Raw genomic sequence first — 24967 nt, 5'->3', positions numbered from 1 at the left:
GCGCCAGAGCACGCCATTCCACGAAATGCCGCGAACACCGTCATCGCGGCCCCCGATCGGCGTTTCGGGCGACAAACAGGCCTGCGGATTGCGGAGCGATGGCTGTGACATCGCGCACCGGAATGGCGGCCGGAGTGTCCTCGGAAGCGCCATTGTTGGACGTCGGAACGGCGGTCGTCGCGTGTTCGGACTGCGCGATGAAGAGCGGAGACCGCGTCCAGGCGTTGGGATCGGCTGCCGCGACCGTAACGGGAGCAAGCGCGTCTGCGCCGCCGATGACGGGTGCGAGCGCGGCGACATAGGCGCGAGTTTCGGCCGGCAAAGGACGGCCGGCGAGATACTCTTCATAGCGGCCGGGACCAGCATTATAGGCCGCGAGAAACCCCGGCGAACCGTAGCGGTCGTGCATCTCGCGCAGATACGCAGTGCCCGCCAGAATGTTGTCGCGTGGATCGTAAGGATTCGCGCCGAGCCGGTGACGGACGCGCAGATCGGCCCATGTGGCGGGCATGACCTGCATCAGTCCCATCGCGCCGGCCGACGAGATCGCCCGCACGTCGCCAGCGCTTTCGATGCGCATGACGGCACGAATCCAGTGCTCTGGAACGCCGAACCGTTGCGCTGCCTCGGTGATGAATGTGGCGTAGGAATCGGCGCGAGAGGGCCCCTCGACCGACACCGTCTGCGCAGTCGCGGTGGCGCAAAGCGGCGCGGAAAGCAGGAGGCCGGAAAGGAGAAGGAGGGCTGTGCGCCGGGCGGCGTTGGACCGCCCGACGACAGCTTTGAGGTGCGGAGCCGACATCGCTCAGTCCCGCTCGGCCCGCTTGGGCGGGCGGTTCCAGTGCAGGCCCCAGGCGGACTTGTCGTCGGCCGACTGGAAGAGGTTGGCGCGGATCGGATGCCCGAAGGTCGGATCATCGATCTGAAGCGAAACGTAGTCGCCGGCCTTCTCGCCGGTGCGCTTCCAGCCGGCGCCGATCTCCGCGCCGGTTTCGTTGTTCATGCTGTCGAGCACATGGACGCGGAAGTCGGGCGCGTTCTCGGCATCGGACGGTTCGGCCGGAACGATGATGATGTCCTGGTGCAGTGACAGCGTCGTCAGGTGGCCGACGAAGCCATCATTTTCGCGCGTGAATTGACCGATCACGGACATGGGTCGTCTCCTTCAGATTGCGGTGGACAAGGTCATGGGCGTGCCGTCACCGCGTCGGCGCGCGCCAGACGAAGCGGCCATCGCCGTCCTCGTCGGTGTAGAGGGGTGTGGCCCGGCCGATGACCGAGTTGGCGGGGAGAGGCCCGAAATAGCGGCCGTCGAGGCTGTCGCGGACCTGCCAGTTCATCAGGAACAGTTCGCCGTCCGCGACCATGCGGCAGCCCTGCCAGATCGGCAGCGAGCGACCGCGACGATCGCGGTCCAGCGCATCGCCCATCGGCACGGCATCGACCGTGATGGCGAGCCCGGTTCTGCACACACGTTGCCCGGGAAGCGCAGCAACGTGCTTCATCAGCGGAACGCCGCGCGGCAGATATCCGCCATCCGAAAGGAAGGTGGCGAGCGGCTCTGGCGCGCGCACGGCGACCAGATCCGTCACGTCGACCCGGCCGGGTTCGCCGATCGCATACAGACCGATCGGCGTGCTGGCCGAGGCATTCCAGACCAGCTTTGGTGCGAATGACGCGATCGACGTGATGCCGAGCAGCGATACGGCGGCAGTCGTCGCGAAGGCATAGCCGAGGCGGGTCATGCGCCAATCTCCCGGCGCAGGAGGAAGGCGCGATGCTGCTGCATGTCATAGGCGCGGGGCGCTTCACCGACCGTCAGACGGTTGTGGACGTGTCGCCAGTGATCGGGCGAAACATCCGTCGCATCGATGTCCCGCGCCTCGATCGCGTCGATGAGCTGAAGTACGCGTTCGACCTTAGGCCATCCATCGGCGCGCAACAGGATGTCGCCACCGGGGCGCACGAATGGCAGGGTCTGGCAGCGCTCGCCGGTACGAACGGCGCGTACAATGTCGAGCCGCGAAAGCGCAGTGCCGTAGTCGTTGGAGGTCCAGCGAACAAAGGCGAAGACGCTGTCCGGCGCGAACGAGACGACGCGGCGGCGGCGGTCGAGAATCTGTTCGGCGGCCTCGCGACCGAACCTGATCCAGAATTCGATCTTATTCTCGATCCACGTCAGCTCGACATGGGTCGGGGCATCGGTAGTAATCGCAGGCAGCAAGCTGCTGCGCACCGACGTGTCGGCGACGCCGATCATCGTGGTCCTCCTTCGCTGGTTGGGAACTCGCGCTCGAACAGGGCGCGCAGCATGTCGGCGACGGTCTGCCCGCGCTGGAAAGCGGCGATCTTGATCCGGCCGCGCATGTCGGCGGTGACGTCGATCGTCAGCCTGGCGGTGAAATCGGCGGCGGCCTCCGCGCGCGGCGACGGACGGTCCGGCGCCTTGATCCAGCTTTCCGGATCGGCAGGGCGGGACGCGAAGCGGCGTTTCGAGGACTGCTCGCTCATGCCCCGATCCTCGTGACTTCGGCAGCGAGCGCGGCGATCTCGCGCGCGGCGGGCGATGTATCGTCCTGTTCGGCTGCGAGCCGTCCGGTCTGCACGACATCGGCGAAAGCGATGCGCTGACCGATCGTGGTGAGGAGCGGCGGGGGATCGTGTTCCGCGAGCGTCTCGGCGGTTTCGCGGGCGAGGATCGTGCGGGCCGCGCAGCGGTTCAGCACGAACCGCGCCTTGAGGTCCGGTCGATAGATCCGCGCTTCGCTGAGCAGCGTCAGCATCTCGGCCGACGCCCAGCCGTCGAGCGGTGACGGCTGCACCGGGATCAGTACAAGATCGGCGGCGAGCAGTGCCGAACGCATCAGACCGGCGACACGCGGCGGTCCGTCGATGACGACATGATCGACGTCGCGCGCCAGCTCCGGCGCTTCGCGGTGGAGCGTGTCGCGGGCCAGGCCAACAACACCGAACAGCCGCTCCAATCCCTCCCGGCCGCGCTGCTGTGACCAGTCGAGCGCGGAGCCTTGCGGATCGGCGTCGATCAGCGTGACGCGCTGCCCATGCCGAGCCCATTCACCGGCGAGATGGAGGGCGAGCGTCGTCTTTCCGACGCCGCCCTTCTGGTTGAGGAACGCGACGATCATGACGGTCTCCCGGCGATCGGGGACTCGTCCACAGCGGTCGAAAAACGCGTTTGCGTTAGAAAGATTCCGTAGGAATCTAGGTTAGATAAGTTACGGGGCTCGCAAGCTGCTGATTCAGCGCGAGGAATCGACGATTCCGGTCCCCGATAGCACGAGAGTCCGGTCCCCGATGGCACGATAGCGCCGGTCCCTGATAGCACGAGATGATTCACAGCTTATCCCCAGGTCGAGTTGTCGAGCGGCGACGGCCGCGCGGGATGCCGAGCGCGTCGGGATCGGTTGGTACGAAGGACAGGATTTCGGGCCCGCCGACGCATTGCTCGATGGTCAGGCGGTAGCCGGGTAGCGGCTGACGGCGAACGATGTCTCGCAGGTCGTAGGCGAAGTGTTTGAGCGGCGAGAGGCTGCCAGACTTTGCGTGGAGATGCGGGAAATCGAAGCTCCAGCCGAATTCCTGCTTGCCGCCATGCTTGCGCACGAGGCGGTACAGCCAGCGCTCCAGGCCGCCAGTCAGCCCGAAATAGTCACGGTCAATGGTGAGGACCAAAGCATCGTCGAGGACGGCGCCGTAGAACCAGTCGGGTACGATCAGTTCGAGCCCGAGCGGCCGGCCGCGGTGATCGGCGCGCTCCTTCCATTCGTTGATCCAGGAAAAGCGGTGCATCCGCCGCTCGGTGGGCTGGCGGATCGAGGTCGCGATGGTGGTGGATTGAAGTCGGTCGAGCGCGGCCTTCAGGCGGTCGTAATCGCGCAGCGAGACGCCGCGTCCGATGAAGTTCAGAATTTCATAGGGCGTGGTCGCCATGAGGCGAGACGGGCGCAGGCCGACGTCACGGGCTTCGACAATCTGCGAGGCCGCCCAGATCAGGACGTCTGCGTCCCAGATCGTCGCCATGCCGTGTTCGGGCACGGCTTCGACGCGGATCTTCACCGAACCGGCCTTGAAGTCGATCGGTGTCAGGCGCTTCGATTTGGCGAGCGAGAAGAACGGATAGGCCATGAGGTCCTGCGCATCGCGCGGCGCAAGATCGCCGGGCAGCGCCCGGAACAGATCGAGCTGCGCGCGCTCGTCGCGGTGGTGCGGGCGGGACGACATGGCCGGTCGTCTCAGCGCGGCTGGCGGCCGGCGAGGCGGCGGTCCAATGACTCCTGCCTCTTGGCGGGAAGCACTGAGCCGCGCGGGTCGGAGGTCGAGTTGACGAGGCCGCGGTCGGCCCAGGTCTGGAGATCCTCGATGGCGTAGACGACTCGGCCGCCGAGCTTCCGATAAGCCGGGCCGGTCCCGTAGGTGCGATGCTTCTCAAGCGTGCGCTCCGACAGTCCAAGGAAGCGGGCGGCTTCTTGCGTGCGCAGGTAGCGTGGCGGGATGCCGGCGGTAGTTTCGGCCATTGTCGAGCCTCCGTGGTCTCATCGGGGGCCGCTGCCGTCAGGCGGCGGTTCGAGAGCACGGTGGCGTGAAGGCGGTGGGTCGGACGATGTCGAAGATAGGTATCTAATTTCGACACGCCTCGGGCGGTCGACGACGGGCTATGATCGGCGGGGTCGACGGAGAAGCGAACGGTAACCGCCTTCGACGAGTTTTAGGCCGTCGCGTGCCAGCCGGATGGTGGTTTCCCGCAGAGCGTCCCCGGCCCAGGAGGCGGCATCGATCTTATGCGTAGGGAACATGGATTCTGCGATCGACCGATACGTCGCCCCGGCAAGACGTGCGTCGACGACCCGCAGCATTTGCGGGGCGCGCTGACGCCGCTGCTCGGTCATGCGGTTGTCGGCAGGGAGAGGGCGGCCGCGGATCGCAGCCCACAGGCGGCTGATAGCGTAGAGCCGGTCGGGGGTATCTTCGTCCAGGATGACCACGGCAACGAGTCCCCTGCCGTCAGTTGGCGGCAGAAAGGTCACGTTGATGTTTTCATCGCGAACGGCGAGCCGTGCGTGACGGCCGTCAGCTTCAAAGATTGCGTGGGACCGCAGAACGTCGTCAGCGGCAGCCGGGGCGCCCAAAAGCGCAGGCTGCGGTTCGAGCAGAACGGCGCCGGGGTCGGTGATCGGGGTCCAAAAGACCGGTTGGCGGAGGGCAGTAAGCGCCGGGTCCAAAGCGAAAGGATAACCCCCATTGCTCTGCGAAGCGGCGGGCTTGCTCGCCGCTTACCTGCCCGCCGCGAGCAAGCTCATAGTAAGACTCGCGATATTGGCGGTTTCGCCGGAGGAACTCCCAAGCGAGATCTGAAGTATGGAGTTGATCAATATAATCGTAGGCGTCGCTAGACCGCCAATCGCTCTCCTGGGGCATCCTCTGTTCTCCCATGCCCGCGTTGAACGCGAGTTGTGCATGAGAGACGATTCCAAGTTGAGTTTAGCTTGGGAAGTTCGAAGGCAGACGAACGTGATGCAGGTCCTGCATCACGTCGCCGCTCAATGGTAACCCGCACGGAGGAGATGGCGGTATCCGTTTTCGGTCATCCATTTGGCGCGGGCGAGATGAGTGGCATGAATCTGGGCTGCTCGACGGGGCTCGGCTGCGGGGTCAAGTCCGAACAGAAGTTCGACCACTTCTTCCCAAGCCGCACCTTCCGCCTCGGCGTCGAGCAGCCTGAGGTACAGTTTGAGATGCGCCTGATCGTAGGCGGTGAGCGCCGCCCCGAGCGGCGGTTCGTCCAGATATTCTGCGTTGGTCACGATGAGCCCCACGAGTCATTCGTATCCAATTTGGAGCGGTTTGTTAACCGTAATGATATCCCGTGCCACACCGCCGCGGTTTGACGCAAAATCAGGATGGTCGGGCGGGTTCGCCCGAAAAAGTCGTCAAGGGTTGTCCTTGTCACCAACCAGCATCACTCCCACGCTTTGGCCGGAGTTGAGCAGGACGACGCCGCTGGCCTCAAAGGCGCGCCGGACCTGATCGCGAGTCGATTCATACACCCCAAGTCCGCTGTCGGATTCGAGGCGCTTCAACGCGGTCAGTGATACCCGGGCCTTGTCAGCGAGCGTCTCCTGTGTCCAACCCAGCAACGCGCGTGCGGCCCGCGATTGTCGGGCGGTGATCATGCATGATCACCTCCCACTTGGACCTACTCGCACGCTAGAACTACGGCTATAATAGTCGTTCTTGCGGACTGGGGCCAGCGGTTCTGGCTTTTTGGCGCCTCGTTTTAATCGCATTGCCGCGAACTGATTCGGTTCGCGCAGGCGTTTGGCCCCGCCCGGTTTGTCCGGGCGGGGCGTCGCGCTACCCTTACTCGCCGTTGCGGCGGCCGTTAGGGCGGGACCAGATGAGGCTGAAGCCTTCGCCTTCCTCGTCGTCGAAGAGGTTGGCGTAGATCGGGGCGTTGAAGCTGGGATCGTCGAGCTTCAGGCCCAGGTAGGCGCGGCCCTCGTTGGAGGTTTTGGACCAGGCGGCGCCGATCTCGGCGCGGCCGACGAAGACGCGGTGGCTGGGGGCGTTCTCGCCGGTGGCGCGGGCCTCGGGGACGATGCGGACGTTCTTCGTCTGGACGCTGAGAGTGACGATTTCGCCGTTGAACTCGTTGTTGCCGGTCTTCTTGAAGGTGCCGATGGTCGCCATGGTAGTTCTCCTTGAACTCTGTTCCGAGCCCGCACCATTGCGGCCTCGATGGCGATCGACAGGCCGGAGGCGATTGACGGCGCACCCCGACCTCGGGGTCCCCAGCGCGCTTGCGCGCTGGGGTGGGGATGGGGCCTGACAGCAAAGGAGGGGCTTTCTTGGCGCGCGAGGAATGACGGCGCAGCCGGCAGGGGAAGAAAGTTTCGACGCCGCTGTTGCGGCATAGGCGATCGAGGCGCAGCCGACCTTCGGCCAGATCAGCCCATTGAAGAGGCCGTTTTGGAGCGGTCGACCTGACAGAGACGCATCACAGGAGAACGTGGCGACCATCCCGCACCGATGGACCGGGACGAAGCCTGACACCGCGGTTCAGACCAGCTCCGCCAGACGGTACGTCCCGCCGACTCCTGCCCGTTGCCCGCGAGATCGCCTTCTCCCGACACTTCTACCGTCATCGGGCACGCCGTCACGGCATTGCCCCCAGCACCATCACCGGGGAATGGCGCGCCGGCTGGGTCAGCCGTCGATCCGATCAACGCCATTGACAACGACACTGACGACGGGGAGCGCGAAAGGTCATACATTAACCGGTCGTCCGTCCGCCCCCGGTAAGGATGTTCAAGCGCGCGCGACGTTCTGCACGGTTGGCCCGGGTGCGGCCATTCCTGTCACCCGGATCAGCGACGTTACGCCAACGGCAATCGCGCCGATGACGGAGAAGATGATCTGCCAGGTGTCGGAGGGCACGGTGTGTTTCACGATGCCATGCGTCGCGTGGTAGCCGGCGAGCGCCGCAGGCGCGACGAACGCGACAGCGATCGCGAGGCGTATCCAGAGCGGACGGATAAAGGCGAGCAGGAACTGCCCGAGGCCGAGTGTGAGTGCGGCAGCGACAAGGCCGACGATGATCGCGCCGAGCCAGCCGGCGCCGGTCTGATAGGCCCATGTCCCGGCGCTGACGCCGGCGAAGAACGGCAGCGCGACGACGGCCAGTGTGAACAGCAGCCAGCAGAGAACGCCGATCGCCGCGATGCTGGAGATGATGCCGATGAAGATCATGGTGGTGTTCTCCGTGAGATAAAGGTCTGACGGTTGCGCCTCCACCACCACGGCGCATTGATAGTGTAGCCGAAGAGAAGGCAGGACGGGAGCGGAAATCCCGTAGGACTTCCGCTTGCCGCCGTGACGCCTTGCCCGTGGTCAGCGGGCGAAGGGATCGACCTCGTGAATGATGGCGGCGAAATCGCCGTCATATTCGCCGGCGGGCATGACGCCCATGGTGCCGTCGCCGGCCTGGAAGATGACGATGGAGACCATGAGGGTGGTGGCGAGGCTGAAGGCGTATGCGTGAGCTTGATTGAGGGACATGTGACCGGCTCCTGTCTTGGAGGCGGGAGACCATCTCCCGCGCGACAGGCGCCCGATGTGTCCGACCGATGGCCGCAATCACCGCGCAGGCAAAGCCGGAGCGGCGGCACGCTTTGCGTAGTCCGACCCTTTACGGGTTGATGGCGTCAGGCCAGCGGCTGGACCAAGGATCAGCGCAATGGAAGCGAGAGATGGTTTTCCGCCATGACCGGGGCCACGATGGGATCGCCCGTTCAATGCTTTCGCGCCGAAGCATCGTCGCCATGCTGCCGGTCGTGATGCTGCCGACATGGGCGGGTATGGTCGTGCAAAGCCCAACAGCCGAAGAGGACGCCCGTGCCGAAGTTGCCTAAGAACATCGACTTCCCCGTCAGCCAGGTGCGGCGCTATCTGGAACCCGGCCCGATCGTGCTGGTGTCGTCGAAGTGGCAGGGCGCGACGAACATCATGACGCTCGGCTGGCACACGATCCTGGAATTCTCGCCGTCTCTGGTCGGCCTGATGATCTCCGGCGGCAATCACAGTCACCGCATGATCCGCGAGAGCCGGGAGTGTGTGATCAATCTGCCGACGACGGCGCTGACCGATACCGTGGTCGGGATCGGCAATACGTCGGGAGCCGAAATCGACAAGTTCGCCAAGTTCGACCTCACGGCGGAAGACGCGAGCGAGATCAATGCGCCGCTCATCGGCGAATGCCATGCCAGCTTCGAATGCCGCCTTCATGACGATGCACTGGTCGACAAGTACAACTTCTTCATCTTCGAGGTGGTGAAGGCGCATGTCGCCACGTCGCCAAAACATCCCGAGACGTTGCACTATACCGGCGACGGCGTGTTCGTGGTGTCCGGCAAGGTCATCAGCCGCAGATCGCTGTTTCGACCCGAAATGCTGTGAGAGGCGGCGCTTACGCGCCACCTCCCTTCGGGCGGAAATCGAACAGTGGGATGCCGAGCTTCTTCGCCTTGTCGGCCAGGTTGTCCTGGATGCCGGTGCCGGGGAAGACGATGACCCCGATCGGCAGGACGTCGAGCATCTGATCGTTGCGCTTGAACGGTGCGGCCTTGGCGTGTTTCGTCCAGTCGGGCGCGAAGCCGACCTGCGGCACTTTGCGGGTGTCGGCCCATTTGGCCGCGATCTTTTCGGCGCCCTTCGGCGACTTGCCGTGCAGCAGCACCATGTCGGGATGTTTGGCGTGAACCTGATCGAGCTTGGTCCAGATCAGGTGGTGATCGTTGAAGTCGAGCCCGCCGGTGAAGGCGATTTTCGGGCCGGCGGGTAGCAGCACCTGATTGTCGGTGCGCTTCTTGGCGGCAAGGAAGTCCCGGCTGTCGATCATCGCCGAGGTGAGATTGCGGTGGTTGACCATCGACCCGCTGCGGGGACGCCAGTTCGACCCGGTGTGGCGCTCATAGTGTTCGGCGGCCTGGTCGCGCATTAACTCGAAGGTGTTGCGGCGTTCAATCATGGTTTGGCCCTCCGCCGTCAGGCGTTCCAGCTCGACGGCCTTTACTTCGCTGCCATCCTGTTCGCGCTGACCGCGACGCTGCGCCTGCTCGTTGTCGTCCAACTCGCGCTCGATCCGTTCGTTGGCGCGGTGGAAGACGTTGACCGTCGACCAGAGGAGATCGTCGAGGTCGGGCTCGAGGCGGGTGTCCTCCAGAGTGACGATCAGGGCGTCGAAGATATCGGCGATGGCGCCAGCGATATGGTCCCCCTCCGGAAGCGGTCGTGGATCGGGCTCATCCGTGAAGGGACGGTAGCCGTAAAGCTGGAGTTCGCTCAGGACATGGTCGGTGGGTGAAGAGGCGTGATGCGGCTCAAAGTCGTCGTGCTCGCTCATCGGGATGCTCCGTCGGTTCGACCGCGACCCTCGCGGCCTTCATGGCGACGAAAGCCGGCGGGCGGTTCGGACTTGCACCCGCAGCGAAGCGGAGGGCCGGAGCACAGCGGAGGATGACGAAGGCGGGCTATTTTGTTTCGCGATGGAAAGCGGCCTCTGGCCGCGCCGGAAAATAGTCCGCCGCAGGCGTTGCGGGTCCGGGCCGTTTGCTGGCCGATCGCCCTCTCGAAGGCCGGGGCGCGGTTCTCTCCGACCTCAAGATTATCCGAGCGATGCCTGCGACGGCGCTGCCGCCGCCTGCATTCTCCTTGCGGCCTATGCCGCCAGCGACATGAAGCGTGCGACGTCCTGTGGCGCGATCTGCACCCGGGTCGCTGCCCGGAGGCTGTCCAGCCCCGCCAGGCGGAGATCCTCGTTGAAATCGCCCAGGCGCGGAGACACCACGACCGCCTCGATCCCGGCCGCGTTCGCCCGTTCGATCAACGTCGTCATCGCACTGTCGCCGGCCGGATCATTGTCGCGGGCGATGTAAAGCCGTCGCAGCGTGTCGGGGAACAGGATTGCCGAGAGATGTGCCGCCGAGAGGGCCGCCGTCATCGGCATGGTGGGCAGCGCCATCCTGAGCGACAGCATCGTTTCGATGCCTTCGCCCGCCGCCATCACTTCACCCGCCACACCGAAGCGAACGGCATGCCCGAGGAGGTCGCCCATCGCCCGTCTCGGCGTGTCGATCGGGGCCTTGTCCGAGCCGTCAGGTGCGAGCCAGGTGCGATGCGCGCCGGTCTGATGCCCGGCGAGATCGGTGACCGATGCGATCATCGCCGGCCAGGTCTCGGTCGGGGAGTGCTCGTCAGGCCGGTAGTAGCAGCGGGGATGGAAGCGCAGGCTTCCGGTTCCGTGCAAATCCGTAATGCCGCGTGTACGGAGATACGTCTTTGCGAGCGTGCCCGAGATCGGCTGCGCCATGGCAAAGAGCCGGCGTGCCGCTTCCGGTGATCCGGATGGCGCCGGTGATTTGCGCTCGCCACCATGCGGACGGTCCTGTTCAGGATGGGGCATCGACAGGAAGGTACGCGCCTCATCGGCGATGTCCTTGAAGTCCACAAGGCCGCAGCTCTCACGGATGACGTCAAGTAGATCGCCATGCTCGCCGGTGGCGGCGTCGGTCCATTTGCCAGCCGCGCCCCTGCCGATTTCGCCGCCCTTTAGCCGCACGAACATCGAGCGGCCGGGCGTGTTGCGCACATCGCCGACCAGCCAATAGCGGCCCTCCCGATGACCGGCAGAGAGGTAGTGGCGGCACACCGCCTCGGCCTGCCGACCGAGACGGAATGCCAGTTCGGAGGCGTCCTGCCTAGCCATCACGCCGCCTCCCGCTCGCCGATGCGCTCGACGGGATAGCGCTCCAAGACCTTGGCCAGGATCGCAGCCCCGGTCGTATCGGTCGGGACGAACATCCGTAGCTTCCACGAGATGATTTCGTGGAACAGGCCATAGGTGCGCAGGCGATCTCGCATGGCGTCGGTGAAGCCTGACAGCTCGATGCGGTTGGCGCCCATGACCCGGACGCGACGAAGCTGAAGGCCCTCGGTGAGATCGAGGATGGTTTTGCCGTCCATCAGCGCTATGAACGCGTCGTCGGGCGTCAGGGTTGACGTGCCGGTCGCGAGCGCGCCCGCCACCCATGCGGGGGAGACGCGGCGGCCGACGATGCGCTCGCCGTCATCGGTCTGGAGTCGATAAACCCGCGTCGATTCGTTCGGCAGCCGCTTCCAGATCGGCAGCAATAGCCCGCTGACAACATGGATGGTGCTATCGGCATACTCCGGCACCTCGGCAGCCTCGGCATCCCATGCCGCGGTGAAGGCGATCCGCTCCGCCTGCACCCAATGGGTCTCGTCCATCATCTTGATGGGAATGTTGTGCGCCTCCATCGGCCGGATCAGCCGCACGCGCCGTTCGATCTCGCCATCGTCCAGCATGATGCTGGTGGTTGGTATCTGCACGGCGGCGCGGCCCGAGCGCTCGTTGATCAGTAGCCTCGCGCCCGCGTCGCCAAGATGATCGAGTGCCTCGGCCAGCGTCACCGGCCGGTTGCGGTGGCGCTGGGTGATGGTCAGGAGCCGGGCCTCGGCGCCGGTGCCGGAATGAACGTGGATGGTCCGGCGATCAGTGACGATGAAGCTCTCGGCCTGCAGCGTCTCCAGCCCGACGTCGTAGCTGCCGGAAGCGATAGCGCCTTCGATCTTGGCGTTCAGCAGTTGCTCGAACGCCGTGAACAGGACGCCCTGAAGCTCGATGGTCAGCGCCAGCAACCTGTTCAGGAAGGTGGTGATCGGCGGCAGTTCGTCCTTGATGCCGGTGGAATCCATCAGCGAGAGGCCCGTGGCGTCCTCGAACATCTGAAGCGAGCACCCCTCTACCTTGCCGCGCACCAACAGCAGGTAGAGTTGCCGCAGGGCGTCGCGGGCGTAGTGGCTCTCCAGATTGTCCTCGGGACGGAAAAGGCCTTGGCCGCCCGTTTGGCGCTGGCCGCGCGTGATCGCGCCCAGCGTGTCGAGGCGGCGGGCGATGGTCGAAAGAAAGCGCTTCTCCGCCTTCACGTCGGTCGAGATCGGCCGGAACAGCGGTGGCTGCGCCTGGTTGGTCCGGTTGGTGCGGCCCAGGCCCTGAATGGCGGCATCGGCCTTCCAGCCCGGCTCAAGCAGATAGTGGACGCGCAGCCGCTGGTTCCGCGACGACAGGTCGGCGTGATAGCTGCGTCCGGTGCCCCCGGCATCGGAGAAGATCAGGATGCGCTTCTGGTCGTCCATGAAGGCTTGCGTCTCGGCCAGATTGGCCGAGGCGGCGCGGTTCTCCACGGCGAGGCGGTTGATGCCGCCGGGGTTGGTCATGGAGTCGGCACCCGACTTGCGGACGATGCGGCGAGAACGTCCCGTCACCTCCGCCACGATATCGGTGCCGAAGCGCTGGACGATCTGATCGAGCGCGCCGGGGACCGGCGGCAGCGAAGCGAGCCTCTCGATCAGGCGGTCACGACGGGCAACGGCGTCGCGGCTCTCGACGGGCTGGCCGTCGCGAAACACCGGCCGCGACGACAAGTTGCCCTCGCTGTCAGTGAAGGGTTCATAGAGCTGCACCGGGAAGGAATGGGCGAGGTAATCCAGAACGTACTCGCGCGGGGTGATGTCCACCCGGACGTCGTTCCATTCCTCTGTCGGGATCTCCGCGAGACGGCGCTCCATCAGGGCTTCGCCGGTCGACACGATCTGGATCACGGCGGCATGGCCGTCGACCAGGTCCTGCTCGATCGAGCGGATCAGGGTCGGTGTCTTCATCGAGGTCAGCAGATGGCCGAAAAAGCGCTGCTTGGCGGATTCGAAGGCTGAGCGAGCCGCGGACTTGGCCTGGCGGTTCAACGTGCCGCTGTCGCCGGTGATGTTGGCGGCCTGCATGGCGGCGTCGAGATTGTTATGGATGATGGCGAAGGCGCCGGCATAGGCGTCGTAGATGCCGGTCTGCTCGGGAGTGAGGTGGTGCTCGACCAGTTCGTATTCGACGCCGTCGTAGGAGAGTGAGCGGGCCGTGTAGAGGCCGAGCGAGCGCAGGTCGCGGGCCAGCACCTCCATCGCCGCGACGCCGCCGTCCTCGATCGCCTCGACGAATTCGGCGCGGGTCGAAAACGGGAAGTCCTCGCCGCCCCAGAGGCCGAGGCGCTGGGCGTAGGCGAGATTGTGGACGGTGGTCGCGCCGGTCGCCGAGACATAGACGACGCGCGCATTCGGCAGGGCGTGCTGGAGCCGGAGGCCCGCACGGCCCTGCTGCGAGGCGGCGACGTCGCCGCGTTCGCCCTTGCCGCCTGCGGCATTCTGCATGGCGTGGCTCTCGTCGAAAATGATCACTCCATCGAAATCGGAGCCCAACCATTCGACGATCTGCTTGACGCGGGAAAGCTTCTCGCCCCGGTCGTCGGACCGTAGCGTGGCATAGGTGGTGAATAGGACGGCTTCCGAGAGCGTGATGTCCTTGCCCTGCGGGAAGCGCGACAGCGGCGTGACCAGCAGGCGCTCCATGCCGAGGGCCGACCAGTCGCGTTGCGCGTCCTCCAGCAGCTTGTCGGATTTCGAGATCCACACCGCCTTGCGACGGCCCTGCATCCAGTTGTCGAGGATGATGCCGGCCGACTGACGACCCTTGCCCGCGCCGGTGCCGTCGCCAAGCATGAAGCCGCGGCGGAAGCGCACGGCGTTCGGCGCATCGTCGGGGGCGGCCGAGACGACGTCGAAGGTTTCATCGAGCGTCCACGACCCGGCAAGGAAGTCGGCATGCGCCTCGCCGGCGTAGATGACGGTTTCGAGTTGGGCGTCGGAGAGAAGACCATCTGGGACGATGTTGGTGGGCAGCCGGGGCCGGTAGCTCGGCCTGGGCGGCGCGACCGAGGCCATCGCCACAGATTGGACCAGTTTGGTGGGATGGGCCAGCGCACCGGGAATACGGATCGCCTGCAATCCGTATTCTTCATAGATCGCGTCGGTGATCCGGCCGTCTTCGGCGGGCGTCCAGTCCAAGGTCTCATAGGCGAGTTCGACGCCTTCGGGCTCGATGGACGAAGGCGTCGCGCGACGTGCAGCGGTGGTGCGCGCAAGGTATCCGCGAACGGTGCGGGGCATCGTGGCGGGTGCCAAGGTCGCTGTTGGCGGGAGGGTCGCAGGCAGGCGCTGCGGAACCTGCGTCTCGATCCAGCCGAGCAGCGTGCCGACGTCGGGCGCGGTGCCGGGCGAAGCGGGGAACGCCGCCCGATCGTCGGCCGGCCGCTTGTCGATGACCGTCAGCCGCGTGTCGATGGTCGTGCCGTGCTTGGCATAGACCGAGCCGTCGATAGCGGCGCTGAAGACGACGCGCCCGCGCTCCTGAAGCCGGACGAAGGCCGCTGCCCAGGCCGGGTGGTCGGGACTGAAGTTGGCGCCGGTGATCGCCACCAGCCGCCCGCCATCGGCGAGCCGGGCCAGTGCTGAGGCAACGTGGCGATAGGCTGCATCGGCCACGCGGCCGGTGACGTTTGCCATGGCCGAGAACGGCGGGTTCATCAGCACGACGGAGGGGATGGCGCCCGGCGCGAGATGATCATCGATCTGGGCGGCGTCGAAGCGCGTGACGGCCACGGCCGGAAACAGCGCAGCGAGCAGATCGGCGCGGGTTTCGGCCAGCTCGTTGAGGAGGAGCGTTCCGCCTGATATCTCGGCCAGGATGGCGAGCAGGCCGGTGCCAGCCGACGGCTCCAGCACGATGTCGCCAGCAGCAATGGAGGCGGCCGCGATAGCGGCGAGGCCGAGCGGTGCCGGCGTCGAGAACTGCTGGAGCGCCTGCGATTCTTCCGAGCGCCGCGTATGCGTCGGCAGGAGCCCGGCGATCTTTGTAAGAACGGAGAAACGTGCAGCCGGAGATGTGGCCTTACGGAAAAGCGCCTTTCCGTATTTGCGCAGGAAGAGGACTGTCGCGACCTCGCATGCCTCATAGGCCGCCTTCCAGTCCCAGGCGCCGCTGGTGTCGGATGCGCTGAAAGCCGCTTCCATGGCTGCACGGAGGATCGCTGCATCGATGCGCTGGCCGCGTTCGAGATGATCGAGAAGCTGTAGCGCCACGGCGAGGATCGGGGGCGCACGGGTGACGGGCGCGGCCGGAAGGGCCACGGGAGACAAAATGTTCATGGGAGCAACCTCGGGAGAGCGGAAGGGACAAGCCCGGCGGCGCTCTCTCTCGACCGCCCGGACTCGACCCGTCCCGGCCGTCCTCTTCCTCTGATCCGCCGACATAAAAAAGCGCCCGACCGTGAGGCCGGGCGCTGAGGGAAGCAGCCGATTTCAGTCGATCGCCTGGAAGATCTCCGCGGATTCCGGATGGTCCGCGGCGTGGTCGTAAAGGCGGCCATATCCTTCCGACATCGCGTCGACCGGATACTTGAAGGAGAGATGGGAGAAGGCGAAAAGCGTCGCGATGATGCCGGCGGCGTCGGCCGATACCTTGCCCTCATAGCCGTTGGTGTTGCAGACGATCTGAAAGCGCGGCTTCGAGGTCGGCGCGAGGTATAGCGGCCTCCCGTCGCGCTCATAGAAGTCCCAGAGACCGCCACGATAGTCGAGCGGGCTCAGGCGCTCCATCAGGTGATAGACGGTCATCTCCGCCACGAGGACATGCTGGCGGCCAAAAAGCATTGGCAGGAAGCCTATCCGGCGTGTCTCCGGTACGAGGGCCACGGCGCGCGCCGAGGAATCGTCAGTGCTGGTGTTGGTGTCGGGCATGGGGGTTCTCCGGAAAGCGGATCGGAACGAACCGGCGGCGCTCTCTCGACCGGACCGGCTCGAACCCGTCCCGGCCGTCCTCTCGCTCTGGCGCGCGGCATGACCGTCTGATCGCGCGGCCTTCCGAGGTGGGATGCGCGGCGCTACATTCCTTCCTCCAACACATGGCGGACGGCGACCCGGGCGATCGGGGACGCATGTCCGTCCGACCGAGCGAGGCCCCGAAGGGAGACGGTGATGAAGGGAAGTGTGATCGGCATGGTGGCCGCAGGCTGCCTCGTTGTGGGCTTTGGGGCGGGGTTCGCGCTCCGCCCGGTGATCGCGCCCGGCGGCGGCGCATCGGCGGTCGCAGTTGCGGGCGTCGCGCAGCCAACAGAAGAGGAGGCCATCGCAGCAGTCCGCCGCCATCGCCTCTTCACGGGTACGTCGCTGGCCAATGCGACGCTGAAGCTGGGTGATTGTTCGCCGGGTGGTGTCGGGCCTGGCGTGACGTGCATGACGCAGCTCACGATGGACACGACCAGGGCGAACGCCACGCCCCAGAACCGGCCGGTCGGCTTTGCCCGCGTCAACGGTCAGTGGGAAGTGGCCGTCTGGTAGGATCAGGCGACCATCTCGCCGCCAGTATTGGGCGGAAGGTAAGCGTCATAGGGATTACCGTCCGCCAGATGACCGAACGGCGTAAACATATAGTCGGCGCCATCCCGACCCACGGCGCAGACGACATAGCGCGGCTCGCCGGTTGCGGCGTCCGTGCATTCGATCAGCGCCAGATCGCCGCTTTCCGCGGCGCGCAGCAAGGTCTGGAAATTGACGCGCGCGTGATCGGGAATCATCGCGCACCCCCCTCGGCGAGCCAGCGGCCGGTGCTGATCCATTGGATGGTGCGGCCGGTGGAGAGATCGAGCAGATGGGCGCCACCGGAGAAACCGTCGACGACAGGTTCCGAGGCGACTCCAGCCCACTGAAACCCCCATGTGCCCGTGAGCGCGAAGGTTTCGGCGCAGCGGGTGACGAAGGTGATCAGCAACTGCGGATCGGCGGTCCCGGGGTCGCGAAGCCAAAGGCGCGTCGCGCCATGCTCGGGCGTCAGCGAGAGCAGGAACGGCTCGGCGGGCGGGTCCTCGCGACCGTTCTCGGCCATCAGCGCGGTGTAGATGTCGAAGGCCCGCGCGACATTGGCCACCGAGCCGACGTCGAGCAGGCAGGAGAAGCGGGTGAGAAAATCGGGCATGTCTGGCTCCTGAAACGAAAAGAGCCCGGCGCTGGGCCGGGCTCTGAGTGGATGGGATTGGAAGGTGCGGAGCGGCCGAAGCCGTCCCGCGAGCCCGCTCATTCGGCGGCGATGAGGTGACGTTCGTCGTCCTCGCCATCGGCCGGCGGTTCGGACTCGTCGTCGGCGCTGAGGAAGTCGGGCAGCTCGGCTTCCACGCCGCCGCCGTCCGCATCCGCTGCGGGATCGCCGTCGACGCCGGCAATCCGAAGCGGCTCAGGCAGCCAGCCGCTATCGGCGAGGAGACGCTCGGCTTCCTTGGCCATGTCGCCCTTCTTCAGATGGTCGATGAGTTGGGCCGCCCGTTCGCCGGCGCCTTCGCGGACGGCTTCGAGGATGCGCGGCTTGGTGACACGGCTGAGGTAGTTGCCGAAGGTCGGCCGCCACCCAGCTTCGACCAAGTCGAGCCCGGTCGCCCGCGTCAGCCGGTCGGCCTGCGCGAGCCTCATGTCGAGCGTATGCTGCGACACGCCGCCAGCGCTGTGCGGGTTCGGCCGCTCATAGAGCGCGTTGACGCCATAGCTGACGCAATGCGCCAGTAGCGCCATGCGGCTGGCATCGTCGAGACCAGCGAGCCAATTCCAAAGGGCGTCGTCGTCCTTCGGGATGTCGCTGGCCCAGGCGTCATGACGGTCCTGGACGGCCCGCGCGGAAGGGCTGTCCTTCAGCGCCTCGTCCTGAACGGGGAAGAAGATGTGCTTCACCCCCGCTTCCATGGCGCCCGCGTACATGCGGGTCATAAAGCTGTCCGAGACGAGTTTATGGAGAAGCGCCGTCATGGCGATGTGCGGGTTCTCCGCCACCGCGTTGCGCAGCGCGAGGGTGCGGTAGGCGGTCAGCTCGACGACGAGCCGTTCGGGCAACGGCTTGATGCTGTCGTCCTCATCGTCCTCTTCAGGTTCGACAGGCCGGCCGCCGATGGTGATGACGGCGCGCTGCACCGACGGGCTCGCGGTGCCATCGGATTCGATCTTCGTCTCCGATCCTTCCTCACCATCGGTCCGGCCCTGAGGCACATCCTCGGGCCGGACGAAGCCGCGATCGACCGAAAGCGATCCGTTGGCGTCGATGCTGACGAAGACTCCGGCGATGGCGATGTCGGCCGGGTCGAAGTGCTCGGGCCGGTCGTCGAAGGCTGCCAGAGCCGTCTCGATCTCGCCCATACGCTCGTCGATCTCATCGGGCAGTTCATCGGCGTCCTGATATTCCGCTTCGAGCCTGGCCTGCTCGGCGGTGAGCGCCTCGATGGTCGCCTGTTCCTCCGCCGATAGATTGATCGGCGTACCGGAGACCTCGTGAAGGCCGCGCACGGCATCGTAGGGGAAGCTGACCGCCACCTCGATCCACTTCCAACCTTCGGCGGCGATCGCCTCGGCCTCGGCCTTCAGCTTCTCGGCGACGAGGCGATCGAGAAGCGCGACGTCCTGCAGCCAGCCGCCATCGTCGGACTGGAACAGGTCGCGCATGACGATGCCGCCAGCCGCCTCATAGGCTTCGATGCCGAGGAAGATGGCACGCTTGTCGGACGCGCGCACCGTGGTCTCGGTCAGCATGCGCCGGATCTGATAGGGCTCCTTCGACCAGGCGTCCTTGATCGCGTCCCAGACCTGGGTCTGACGCTCGTGGTCTTGGGAGACCGTGAAGGCCATGAGCTGCTCCAGCGTCATGCCGTCGTCGGCATAGACGTCGTGGAGGACCGGTGAGACGGTCGCGAGGCGCAGCCGCTGCTTGACCACGTTGACGGGCACGAAGAACGCCGCGGCGATCTCCTCCTCGGTCATGCCCTTGATCAGCATGTCGTGGAAGGCGCGAAACTGATCGAGCGGATGGAGCGCAGCGCGCTCGATGTTCTCGGCGAGCGACACCTCCTCGGGGAGGATGGCGCCGTCGCGATCGCGGACCACGCAGGGGACGGGCGCGACTTTGGCGAGACGCTTCTGCTTCACCAGCAGTTCGAGCGCGCGGAAGCGGCGGCCGCCGGCGGGCACCTCGAACATGCCGGTCTCGTTGCCTTCGGCGTCAACGACGGGGAAGACGCTGAGGCTCTGGATCAGGCCGCGACGAGCGATCGAGGCCGCGAGGTCCTCGATCGAGACGCCGGCCTTCACCCGCCGGACGTTGGACTGGCTGAGCACCAGCTTGTTGAAGGGGATGTCGCGCGAGGACGACAGGACGATCTTCTGAACGGCAGTAGCCATAGGGATTTACTCCGCGACGGGCGGCCGAGAGACTCTCTCTCAACCTCCAACCCGTCACGAAGCGAAGCGCCGCCCTCTTCCTCTAAAGGGGGCAGCGCCACGGACCGGCAAACCAGAAAGGCATGGAAGCGCAAAGCCGGAGATACGGAACACCGCATCCCCCGCATTGCGGAAATCAGGCGGCGCGATCGAGCAGCTTCTTGGCCTTGCCCTCCATGTCGAGGCGGGCGTCCTGATGCGGTTTGTCGCGCGCAACGGCAGTGATGCCCTGCACGAAGTCGAAGATGGACTCGGGCGGACGGCCTTCCTCGGCCAGCACCCTGTCGATGATCTTGCCGGTTTCGGCCTTGGAGAAGCCGCGCCGACGCAGGAAGTCGGTGCGGTCTTCGTCGGTTCTGGCGACGATCCGCTCGCGCGCCGCCTTGATGCCGTTGACGAATGGCAGGGGTGAGGAGTTCGCGAAGTTCAGCAGCGCTGGGGCCGCCTCGTGCGCGAAGCGATTGGCCGCATATTTGGAGTGGCGGATGGTGATTTCCTCGAAATCCTCCACGCCCCACAAATTGCGATTCTGGCAAACCGCGCGCAGATAGAAGCTCGCCATGCCGAGCGTCTTGGCGCCGACTTCGGAATTCCAGCAATAGAAGCCGCGGAAATAAAGGTCGGGCGATCCGTCTGGCAGTCGGCCGGCCTCGATCGGATTCAGGTCGTCGACCAGGAACAGGAAGACGTCCCGGTCGGAGGCATAGAGCGTGGTCGTATCCTTGGTAATGTCCACGCGCGGATTGTAGATCCCGGTCGACCAGTCGAGCACGCCAGGCACCTTCCAGCGGGTGTCGCCCGTGCCGTTGCCGGCGATGCGCTGCACGGCCTCGACCAGCTCGTGGTCGAAGATGCGGCCATAGTCCGGACCAGTGACGGCGCGCAGTTCGACCCGGCCATTGTCGGTTTCGAGCGTCTTGATCTGCTCGGCCCGATTGGAGGTCAGGCCGTATTGCAGGTTGATGCCAGCAAGTGCGGCGGGGAGCTGCCGCAAATAGGCGGCGGGCGCTCCGACCAGGCTGGCGAGTTGGCCGAAGGACCAGTGCGTCGGCGCGACTGGCGCATCCGTGCCCGGCAGGATCAGGGCCAGCCGCTCCGGGTCGTTGCGGTTCGCCTCGACATGGATGAGCGCGCTCTCCACCACCCGCGTCCGGCTGCGTTCGGTGCGGTCGCGGACCGATCGCGCCAACTCGGACAGCGACAGGTAGCGCTCGTCGGCCGGGCGCGAGAACCATTCGGACGAGACGCGGCCGACCCGCTCGCCCCGGCCGACATCGACCTTGTAACCGCCGCTGGTGTCACGGCGCGCATCGAGGACCTGCATATTCATGGGACCAATCTCCATGACGGGCGTCAGAGACCTCTTCTCCGACCTTCAACCCGTCACGGGAAACAAGTCCACTCTCTCACTCTCAGCGGGGCGTTGCGGGGCAGCCGCCCCGCAGAAGGGGTCGGTCGAGACCAAAGGCTCGGACGCAGGGGAAGGCTTTCCCCTCCCGGTGCGGATGTACAAGGTGACTCGGTGAGCCGTCGTCGCTGTTGGCTCAGGGGTCCGTTTGAGGCGAACGCGTTTCGTAAAACGGCAGCCTCTTACCTCGCACCTTTCCTCACCATGCGAAAATGATACAAATCCTCGGACAGTAAGTCCTATGTTCCGAGTTTCCGTATCGTGCCGTCATCCATGTCCCAACGCCAGATTGCCCATACCGTGCTGACCGCGCGCGGCATTTCGCGCCTGGCAGAGCTGCGCGAGGCAGGCGTAACAGCCGCCACCATGAGCCGCATGGAACGCGACGGCGAGGTGCTTCGGCTCGCGCGAGGACTTTATCAACTTTCTGATGCACCTCTCGACGTTCACCACAGTCTGGCAGAGGCCGCCAAACGGGTTCCCAAGGGCGTCGTTTGCCTCGTTTCCGCCCTGGCGTTCCACGGGCTGACCGATCAACTGCCGAGGCAGGTTTGGCTCGCCGTGGGCCAGAAGGACTGGCCCCCGAGATCCGAAGGCACGCCCATTCGGCTGGTACGTTTCACAGATCGTCTCCTGACGGAGGGGGTTGAAACCCACCCTGTCGAGAGGGTGCCCGTGAAGGTTTTCGGCGTCGCAAAGACGATCGCCGATTGCTTCCGATATCGGAACAAGATTGGCCTGTCGGTGGCGATCGAAGGCCTGCAGGAAGCGCTCCGCCAGCGCAAGACGACGCCAAGCGAGATTGCCAGCCAGGCCGAGCGAGGAACGGTCGCCACGGTCATGCGGCCCTATCTCGAGGCACTGACCGCCAATGGCCAAGGAGATCGAGAATATCGGCTCCTCAGTTCGCGCCCCGCCTGTCGCAGATTGCCAAAACGAGGTGATGGTGGACCGGGCGGGCGCGGACTAGAATTCTTGACCTTGGAGCTAATTAGTCATATATGATCGGTTTATAGATGTTTTGCATCATATATGGATGATTGAGATGGGTTCTCCCAAGGCGAAGCCAGCACTGGAACGGCTGGGCCAGGATATCCGCAACGCGCGGCTACGGCGTGGTATTGCCGTGGCGGATCTCGCCGTGCGTGCGGGAACCTCGCCAAGTTCCATCGCCCGCCTTGAACGGGGTGATCCGGGCGTTGCCATCGGAACGCTTGCCGACGTTCTCGTTGTGCTGGGCCTTCTGGAGCGGCTCGCTGACCTGATCGATATCCGCAAGGACGATCTGGGGCTGGCGCTGACAGCGGAGCATGGACCGCGGCGGGGCCGCTCCTTCGCGGCAAGGCTGAAAAAGCAGAAGGCTCAGACGGAAGAAGAGCAGGATCGACAGGACGTTGTGGACCCTGACGGGGCGTCCTTCTGATGGCCGATTTCGTCGCCCATGTCGCGCTTGGCGAAGGCCGGACATCGGTGGGCCAGTTGCGTTTCACCCATACCGGGCCACGGCAATTCTCGACCTTCGCCTATGGCGCCGAATGGATCGAGAACCCGCGCGCCTTCGCCATACAGCCCGATTTCCCTCTTGAGGCCGGCCCATTTCACACCTCGGGGCAGCCCAGCAACATGCGCGACGCTTTGGCGGGGGTTTTCGCCGATGCGGCTCCGGACAGCTGGGGACGCAGGCTGCTCGAACGCGCCTATGGCAATGGTCTCAACGAATTTGAGTATCTGACGCTTTCCGACGATGCGTGCCGGCAAGGCGCGTTGCGCTTTCTGGATGACAAGGGCGAGGTCATTCGCGGCAAGGCAGCGGACGCCGTTCCGCGTCTGGTCGATCTCGAAACCATCACGGCGATCGCGCGGGCCTATGAGCAAGGCAAGGAAATCTCGCCCGAGGAAATGCAGGCGCTGGCCGGCGCGGGCGGCTCTGGCGGAGCTCGCCCCAAAGCCAATGTCAGGGACGGCGATGCGCTGTGGCTGGCGAAGTTCACCTCGGTCCACGATCAACAACCGATCGAGCGCGTCGAGGTCGCAACCCTCCGCCTGGCGGCAGCCTGCGGTATCCGCACGCCCGAGACGCGGTTGGAACTGGCGGACACGCCGTTCCCGGTCGCGCTGATCCAGCGGTTCGACCGGCGTGGGGCCGCACGGATTCCCTACATCTCCGCGCGCACTGCGCTCGGCAAGACAGGAGCGGAACTGGGGTCCTATACCGAGATCGTCGATTTTATGCGGGCTTACTCACCCGACCCCATGGCCGACTTTCGCGAACTCTATCGGCGTCTGATCTTCACGATCCTCGTGTCCAACAAAGACGATCACCTGAAGAACCACGGCTTCCTCTATGTGGGGGCGGGTCAGTGGCGCTTGTCGCCGGTGTTCGACGTGAACCCAGCACCGGATCGCAATCCGCATCTCGAGACGGCGATCCTTGAAGGAGGGGCACATGATCGGTCGATCAATCTTGCCCTGGAAGCCTGCGAGTTTTTCGAGATTCCGGAGGCGGAGGCACGGGAGATGATCCGTACAACGGCGCAGCGTGTTTCGGACGGATGGCGGGAAGCCTTCAGACAGGTTGGCGTTTCTGGCGCGCTGGCGCGTGACTACGAGCCTGCTTTCGTCGGCGCTGAGACGGAAACGGCGCACGCTATTTAAGTCATATCTGACGGATAAATCCCGATAATTTATCAAATATGAGCGGCTTCGAGGGTCGATCCGCCTCATGAACTCTGCTGCGCTGCTTCAATGGTCATGGGACGAACCAAAGAACCATGAACCCGGGGGCACCGTACTCAAGGCTTCAAAAACGCGTGCGATGATATCGCCATGGTTCGATCAGGCGCCCGTGACGGTCGGGTTTCTTCCGAACGATCTCTGCCGAAAGAACGTCATCTATCCGCGCGCGTGCTGCCTCCTCTTTCAAGCCCAGCGCTTGGCGCTTTTCAAAGTCATGCTCCCACAACAGCGCCTCCTGGCATTCGAGGACTGCGGCCCTTTCGGCGAGGACTTTCGGATGCGTATGCAGCCAGCGTACAAAGGCGATAGCATCCGGTGTTCGCTGCCATAGGTCGCCGCACTGATTCAGATAGTCGCGGGCAATCTCGGGTTCTGCAAGGTTCGAGCCGTGCCAGATCGCAAGCGCCGCCGGCTCGGAGTTCCCTGACAACATCTCGGCGATATAGCCGTTCGCAACAAAGCCATGGCGCAGCTTGGTCGCGGCAGAGACGTGATTGCCGGCCTTCAGGTGCAACAGGGCATGCTCATAGTGATAAGGCGGGTAGTGCGCGGCTTCATCCGTAAAGATGCGCTCGGCCTTGGCGGTTTCGCCAGCACGCAGATATTCCGAACCAATCAGATAGCGGATTCCCTGATTGTCGTTCGGATTCCAGGCGAGCATCTTCTCCATCAGTCGTATAGCGTCGTTACACTGGCCAAGCCGGAGCTGCGACAGGACAACGCCATGTGCCGCGCGCAGAAAGGGGCGGTTTTCCAGGAAGCCCCATTCGATCGAACCGGCGTAACCGGCGGGGATCGCACGCTCTCCCACCTCCAGACCTTGAAGGCAGGCTTGCAGTGCAAGCTTGGGCTTGCCTTCTTCCATGAGCGCATAGCCAAGATGGGCATGGCCATCGATGAAGTGGGGATGACGATCGACCAGCGCCTTCAGCGTCCTGACGTACTTTGCAGGCGCAAGCGTGCCGCCGTCGCGCTGCTCAAGCGCGTCATCCAGTTCCTCGACGATCTGCTCATAACCGTCGCCATAACGGAAAACACCGCCGTCATCGAAGATTTCAAGCGTGAGCATGCCCTATCTCCTGCCCTGCCTGCGGA

The 24967-nt window shown here is 65.0% G+C and carries 30 protein-coding genes; 6 read left to right on the top strand and 24 right to left on the bottom strand.

Annotation, left to right across the window (positions count from 1 at the left end; translation table 11 throughout):
* Positions 1–40: 40 nt before the first annotated feature.
* The 15 genes from ACM1PE_RS14650 to ACM1PE_RS14580 all read right to left on the bottom strand — a co-directional run bounded on the left by ACM1PE_RS14650 (position 41) and on the right by ACM1PE_RS14580 (position 8076).
* Complete coding sequence (locus ACM1PE_RS14650; RefSeq protein ID WP_151690345.1) at positions 41–802, bottom strand: lytic transglycosylase domain-containing protein; 762 nt, start codon at positions 800–802, stop codon at positions 41–43.
* Between the two features lie 3 nt (positions 803–805).
* Complete coding sequence (locus ACM1PE_RS14645) at positions 806–1153, bottom strand: DUF736 domain-containing protein (RefSeq protein WP_103243959.1); 348 nt, start codon at positions 1151–1153, stop codon at positions 806–808.
* A gap of 46 nt (positions 1154–1199) precedes the next feature.
* Positions 1200–1745 (bottom strand): S26 family signal peptidase, encoded by a 546-nt coding sequence (locus tag ACM1PE_RS14640; RefSeq protein WP_103243958.1) that lies wholly within the window; start codon positions 1743–1745, stop codon positions 1200–1202.
* Positions 1742–2260: a DUF2840 domain-containing protein gene (locus ACM1PE_RS14635; protein ID WP_151690344.1), complete on the bottom strand. Its 519-nt coding sequence runs from the start codon at positions 2258–2260 to the stop codon at positions 1742–1744. Before ACM1PE_RS14635 ends, ACM1PE_RS14640 begins: the two co-directional genes overlap by 4 nt.
* The gene (locus ACM1PE_RS14630; RefSeq protein ID WP_151690343.1) at positions 2257–2511 is read right to left on the bottom strand and encodes a hypothetical protein; all 255 of its coding nucleotides are present in this window, start codon (positions 2509–2511) and stop codon (positions 2257–2259) included. Before ACM1PE_RS14630 ends, ACM1PE_RS14635 begins: the two co-directional genes overlap by 4 nt.
* Complete coding sequence (gene parA, locus ACM1PE_RS14625; protein ID WP_092160966.1) at positions 2508–3146, bottom strand: ParA family partition ATPase; 639 nt, start codon at positions 3144–3146, stop codon at positions 2508–2510. The genes ACM1PE_RS14630 and parA overlap by 4 nt, the downstream gene beginning before the upstream one ends.
* Before the next feature lie 208 nt (positions 3147–3354).
* Positions 3355–4257, bottom strand: coding sequence for a replication initiator protein A (locus tag ACM1PE_RS14620; protein ID WP_410527997.1), 903 nt, complete (start codon positions 4255–4257; stop codon positions 3355–3357).
* Positions 4254–4535 carry a helix-turn-helix transcriptional regulator gene (locus tag ACM1PE_RS14615; protein ID WP_151690341.1) on the bottom strand — a complete coding sequence of 94 codons (282 nt, stop codon included), beginning with the start codon at positions 4533–4535 and terminating at the stop codon, positions 4254–4256. Before ACM1PE_RS14615 ends, ACM1PE_RS14620 begins: the two co-directional genes overlap by 4 nt.
* A 138-nt stretch (positions 4536–4673) precedes the next feature.
* Positions 4674–5240 carry a DUF2285 domain-containing protein gene (locus ACM1PE_RS14610; RefSeq protein ID WP_235918394.1) on the bottom strand — a complete coding sequence of 189 codons (567 nt, stop codon included), beginning with the start codon at positions 5238–5240 and terminating at the stop codon, positions 4674–4676.
* The gene (locus ACM1PE_RS14605) at positions 5125–5436 is read right to left on the bottom strand and encodes a transcriptional regulator domain-containing protein (protein ID WP_366849330.1); all 312 of its coding nucleotides are present in this window, start codon (positions 5434–5436) and stop codon (positions 5125–5127) included. Before ACM1PE_RS14605 ends, ACM1PE_RS14610 begins: the two co-directional genes overlap by 116 nt.
* Before the next feature lie 122 nt (positions 5437–5558).
* Positions 5559–5822: a DNA -binding domain-containing protein gene (locus ACM1PE_RS14600; protein ID WP_210251400.1), complete on the bottom strand. Its 264-nt coding sequence runs from the start codon at positions 5820–5822 to the stop codon at positions 5559–5561.
* Between the two features lie 126 nt (positions 5823–5948).
* Positions 5949–6191 (bottom strand): helix-turn-helix domain-containing protein, encoded by a 243-nt coding sequence (locus tag ACM1PE_RS14595; RefSeq protein WP_151690339.1) that lies wholly within the window; start codon positions 6189–6191, stop codon positions 5949–5951.
* 187 nt (positions 6192–6378) lie between these two features.
* Positions 6379–6708, bottom strand: coding sequence for a DUF736 domain-containing protein (locus tag ACM1PE_RS14590; RefSeq protein ID WP_151690338.1), 330 nt, complete (start codon positions 6706–6708; stop codon positions 6379–6381).
* A gap of 618 nt (positions 6709–7326) precedes the next feature.
* Positions 7327–7767 carry a hypothetical protein gene (locus ACM1PE_RS14585; RefSeq protein ID WP_323873643.1) on the bottom strand — a complete coding sequence of 147 codons (441 nt, stop codon included), beginning with the start codon at positions 7765–7767 and terminating at the stop codon, positions 7327–7329.
* Between the two features lie 141 nt (positions 7768–7908).
* Positions 7909–8076: a hypothetical protein gene (locus tag ACM1PE_RS14580; protein ID WP_192799400.1), complete on the bottom strand. Its 168-nt coding sequence runs from the start codon at positions 8074–8076 to the stop codon at positions 7909–7911.
* A 68-nt stretch (positions 8077–8144) separates the two neighbouring features.
* Between ACM1PE_RS14580 and ACM1PE_RS14575 the strand changes: the two genes are divergently transcribed.
* Both ACM1PE_RS14575 and ACM1PE_RS14570 read left to right on the top strand, forming a co-directional pair.
* On the top strand, positions 8145–8429 hold the full coding sequence (locus tag ACM1PE_RS14575; RefSeq protein WP_151690336.1) for a hypothetical protein: 285 nt from the start codon (positions 8145–8147) through the stop codon (positions 8427–8429).
* Positions 8422–8973 carry a flavin reductase family protein gene (locus tag ACM1PE_RS14570; protein ID WP_410527981.1) on the top strand — a complete coding sequence of 184 codons (552 nt, stop codon included), beginning with the start codon at positions 8422–8424 and terminating at the stop codon, positions 8971–8973. The genes ACM1PE_RS14575 and ACM1PE_RS14570 overlap by 8 nt, the downstream gene beginning before the upstream one ends.
* Positions 8974–8983: 10 nt before the next feature.
* Here ACM1PE_RS14570 and ACM1PE_RS14565 read toward each other — a convergent pair whose 3' ends face one another.
* The 4 genes from ACM1PE_RS14565 to ACM1PE_RS14550 form a co-directional block, all read right to left on the bottom strand.
* Positions 8984–9919 carry a DUF2493 domain-containing protein gene (locus ACM1PE_RS14565; RefSeq protein WP_151690334.1) on the bottom strand — a complete coding sequence of 312 codons (936 nt, stop codon included), beginning with the start codon at positions 9917–9919 and terminating at the stop codon, positions 8984–8986.
* 315 nt (positions 9920–10234) lie between these two features.
* Positions 10235–11281 carry a DUF7146 domain-containing protein gene (locus ACM1PE_RS14560; RefSeq protein WP_151690333.1) on the bottom strand — a complete coding sequence of 349 codons (1047 nt, stop codon included), beginning with the start codon at positions 11279–11281 and terminating at the stop codon, positions 10235–10237.
* Entirely contained in the window at positions 11281–15627 is a 4347-nt protein-coding gene (locus tag ACM1PE_RS14555; RefSeq protein WP_151690332.1) for a strawberry notch family protein, read from the bottom strand. The genes ACM1PE_RS14560 and ACM1PE_RS14555 overlap by 1 nt, the downstream gene beginning before the upstream one ends.
* A gap of 153 nt (positions 15628–15780) precedes the next feature.
* Positions 15781–16218, bottom strand: coding sequence for an antirestriction protein (locus ACM1PE_RS14550; RefSeq protein WP_151690331.1), 438 nt, complete (start codon positions 16216–16218; stop codon positions 15781–15783).
* A 237-nt stretch (positions 16219–16455) separates the two neighbouring features.
* On the opposite strand from ACM1PE_RS14550, the gene ACM1PE_RS14545 reads away from it, so the two are divergent.
* On the top strand, positions 16456–16818 hold the full coding sequence (locus ACM1PE_RS14545) for a hypothetical protein (protein WP_235918393.1): 363 nt from the start codon (positions 16456–16458) through the stop codon (positions 16816–16818).
* 2 nt (positions 16819–16820) lie between these two features.
* Here ACM1PE_RS14545 and ACM1PE_RS14540 read toward each other — a convergent pair whose 3' ends face one another.
* The 4 genes from ACM1PE_RS14540 to ACM1PE_RS14525 all read right to left on the bottom strand — a co-directional run bounded on the left by ACM1PE_RS14540 (position 16821) and on the right by ACM1PE_RS14525 (position 21058).
* Positions 16821–17054, bottom strand: a complete 234-nt coding sequence (locus tag ACM1PE_RS14540; RefSeq protein ID WP_151690330.1) for a DUF6117 family protein — start codon at positions 17052–17054, stop codon at positions 16821–16823.
* Positions 17051–17452 carry a hypothetical protein gene (locus tag ACM1PE_RS14535; RefSeq protein ID WP_151690329.1) on the bottom strand — a complete coding sequence of 134 codons (402 nt, stop codon included), beginning with the start codon at positions 17450–17452 and terminating at the stop codon, positions 17051–17053. Before ACM1PE_RS14535 ends, ACM1PE_RS14540 begins: the two co-directional genes overlap by 4 nt.
* Before the next feature lie 98 nt (positions 17453–17550).
* On the bottom strand, positions 17551–19689 hold the full coding sequence (locus ACM1PE_RS14530) for a ParB/RepB/Spo0J family partition protein (protein WP_151690328.1): 2139 nt from the start codon (positions 19687–19689) through the stop codon (positions 17551–17553).
* 175 nt (positions 19690–19864) lie between these two features.
* Positions 19865–21058, bottom strand: a complete 1194-nt coding sequence (locus ACM1PE_RS14525) for a DUF932 domain-containing protein (RefSeq protein WP_151690327.1) — start codon at positions 21056–21058, stop codon at positions 19865–19867.
* A gap of 351 nt (positions 21059–21409) precedes the next feature.
* Here ACM1PE_RS14525 and ACM1PE_RS14520 point away from each other — a divergent pair, with 351 nt between their 5' ends.
* Genes ACM1PE_RS14520 through ACM1PE_RS14510 form a run of 3 tightly spaced genes read left to right on the top strand, consistent with a single transcriptional unit; the run spans position 21410 to position 23791 of the window.
* Positions 21410–22141, top strand: a complete 732-nt coding sequence (locus ACM1PE_RS14520) for a type IV toxin-antitoxin system AbiEi family antitoxin domain-containing protein (RefSeq protein ID WP_323873645.1) — start codon at positions 21410–21412, stop codon at positions 22139–22141.
* Between the two features lie 40 nt (positions 22142–22181).
* A complete protein-coding gene (locus tag ACM1PE_RS14515; protein WP_151690326.1) occupies positions 22182–22559 on the top strand; it encodes a helix-turn-helix domain-containing protein in 378 nt (125 codons plus the stop codon).
* The gene (locus tag ACM1PE_RS14510) at positions 22559–23791 is read left to right on the top strand and encodes a type II toxin-antitoxin system HipA family toxin (protein ID WP_151690325.1); all 1233 of its coding nucleotides are present in this window, start codon (positions 22559–22561) and stop codon (positions 23789–23791) included. The genes ACM1PE_RS14515 and ACM1PE_RS14510 overlap by 1 nt, the downstream gene beginning before the upstream one ends.
* Before the next feature lie 145 nt (positions 23792–23936).
* Here the strand turns inward: ACM1PE_RS14510 and ACM1PE_RS14505 are convergent, their stop codons facing one another.
* Positions 23937–24941: a tetratricopeptide repeat protein gene (locus ACM1PE_RS14505; protein ID WP_151690324.1), complete on the bottom strand. Its 1005-nt coding sequence runs from the start codon at positions 24939–24941 to the stop codon at positions 23937–23939.
* Between the last annotated feature and the right edge of the window lie 26 nt (positions 24942–24967).

The sequence above is a fragment of the Achromobacter sp. PD1 genome, from assembly GCF_048541815.1.
GTDB lineage: Bacteria > Pseudomonadota > Gammaproteobacteria > Burkholderiales > Burkholderiaceae_B > Achromobacter > Achromobacter bronchisepticus_A.
Note: the sequence above shows the minus strand (reverse complement) of the source record. Positions and strands in the feature narration are given on the sequence as shown.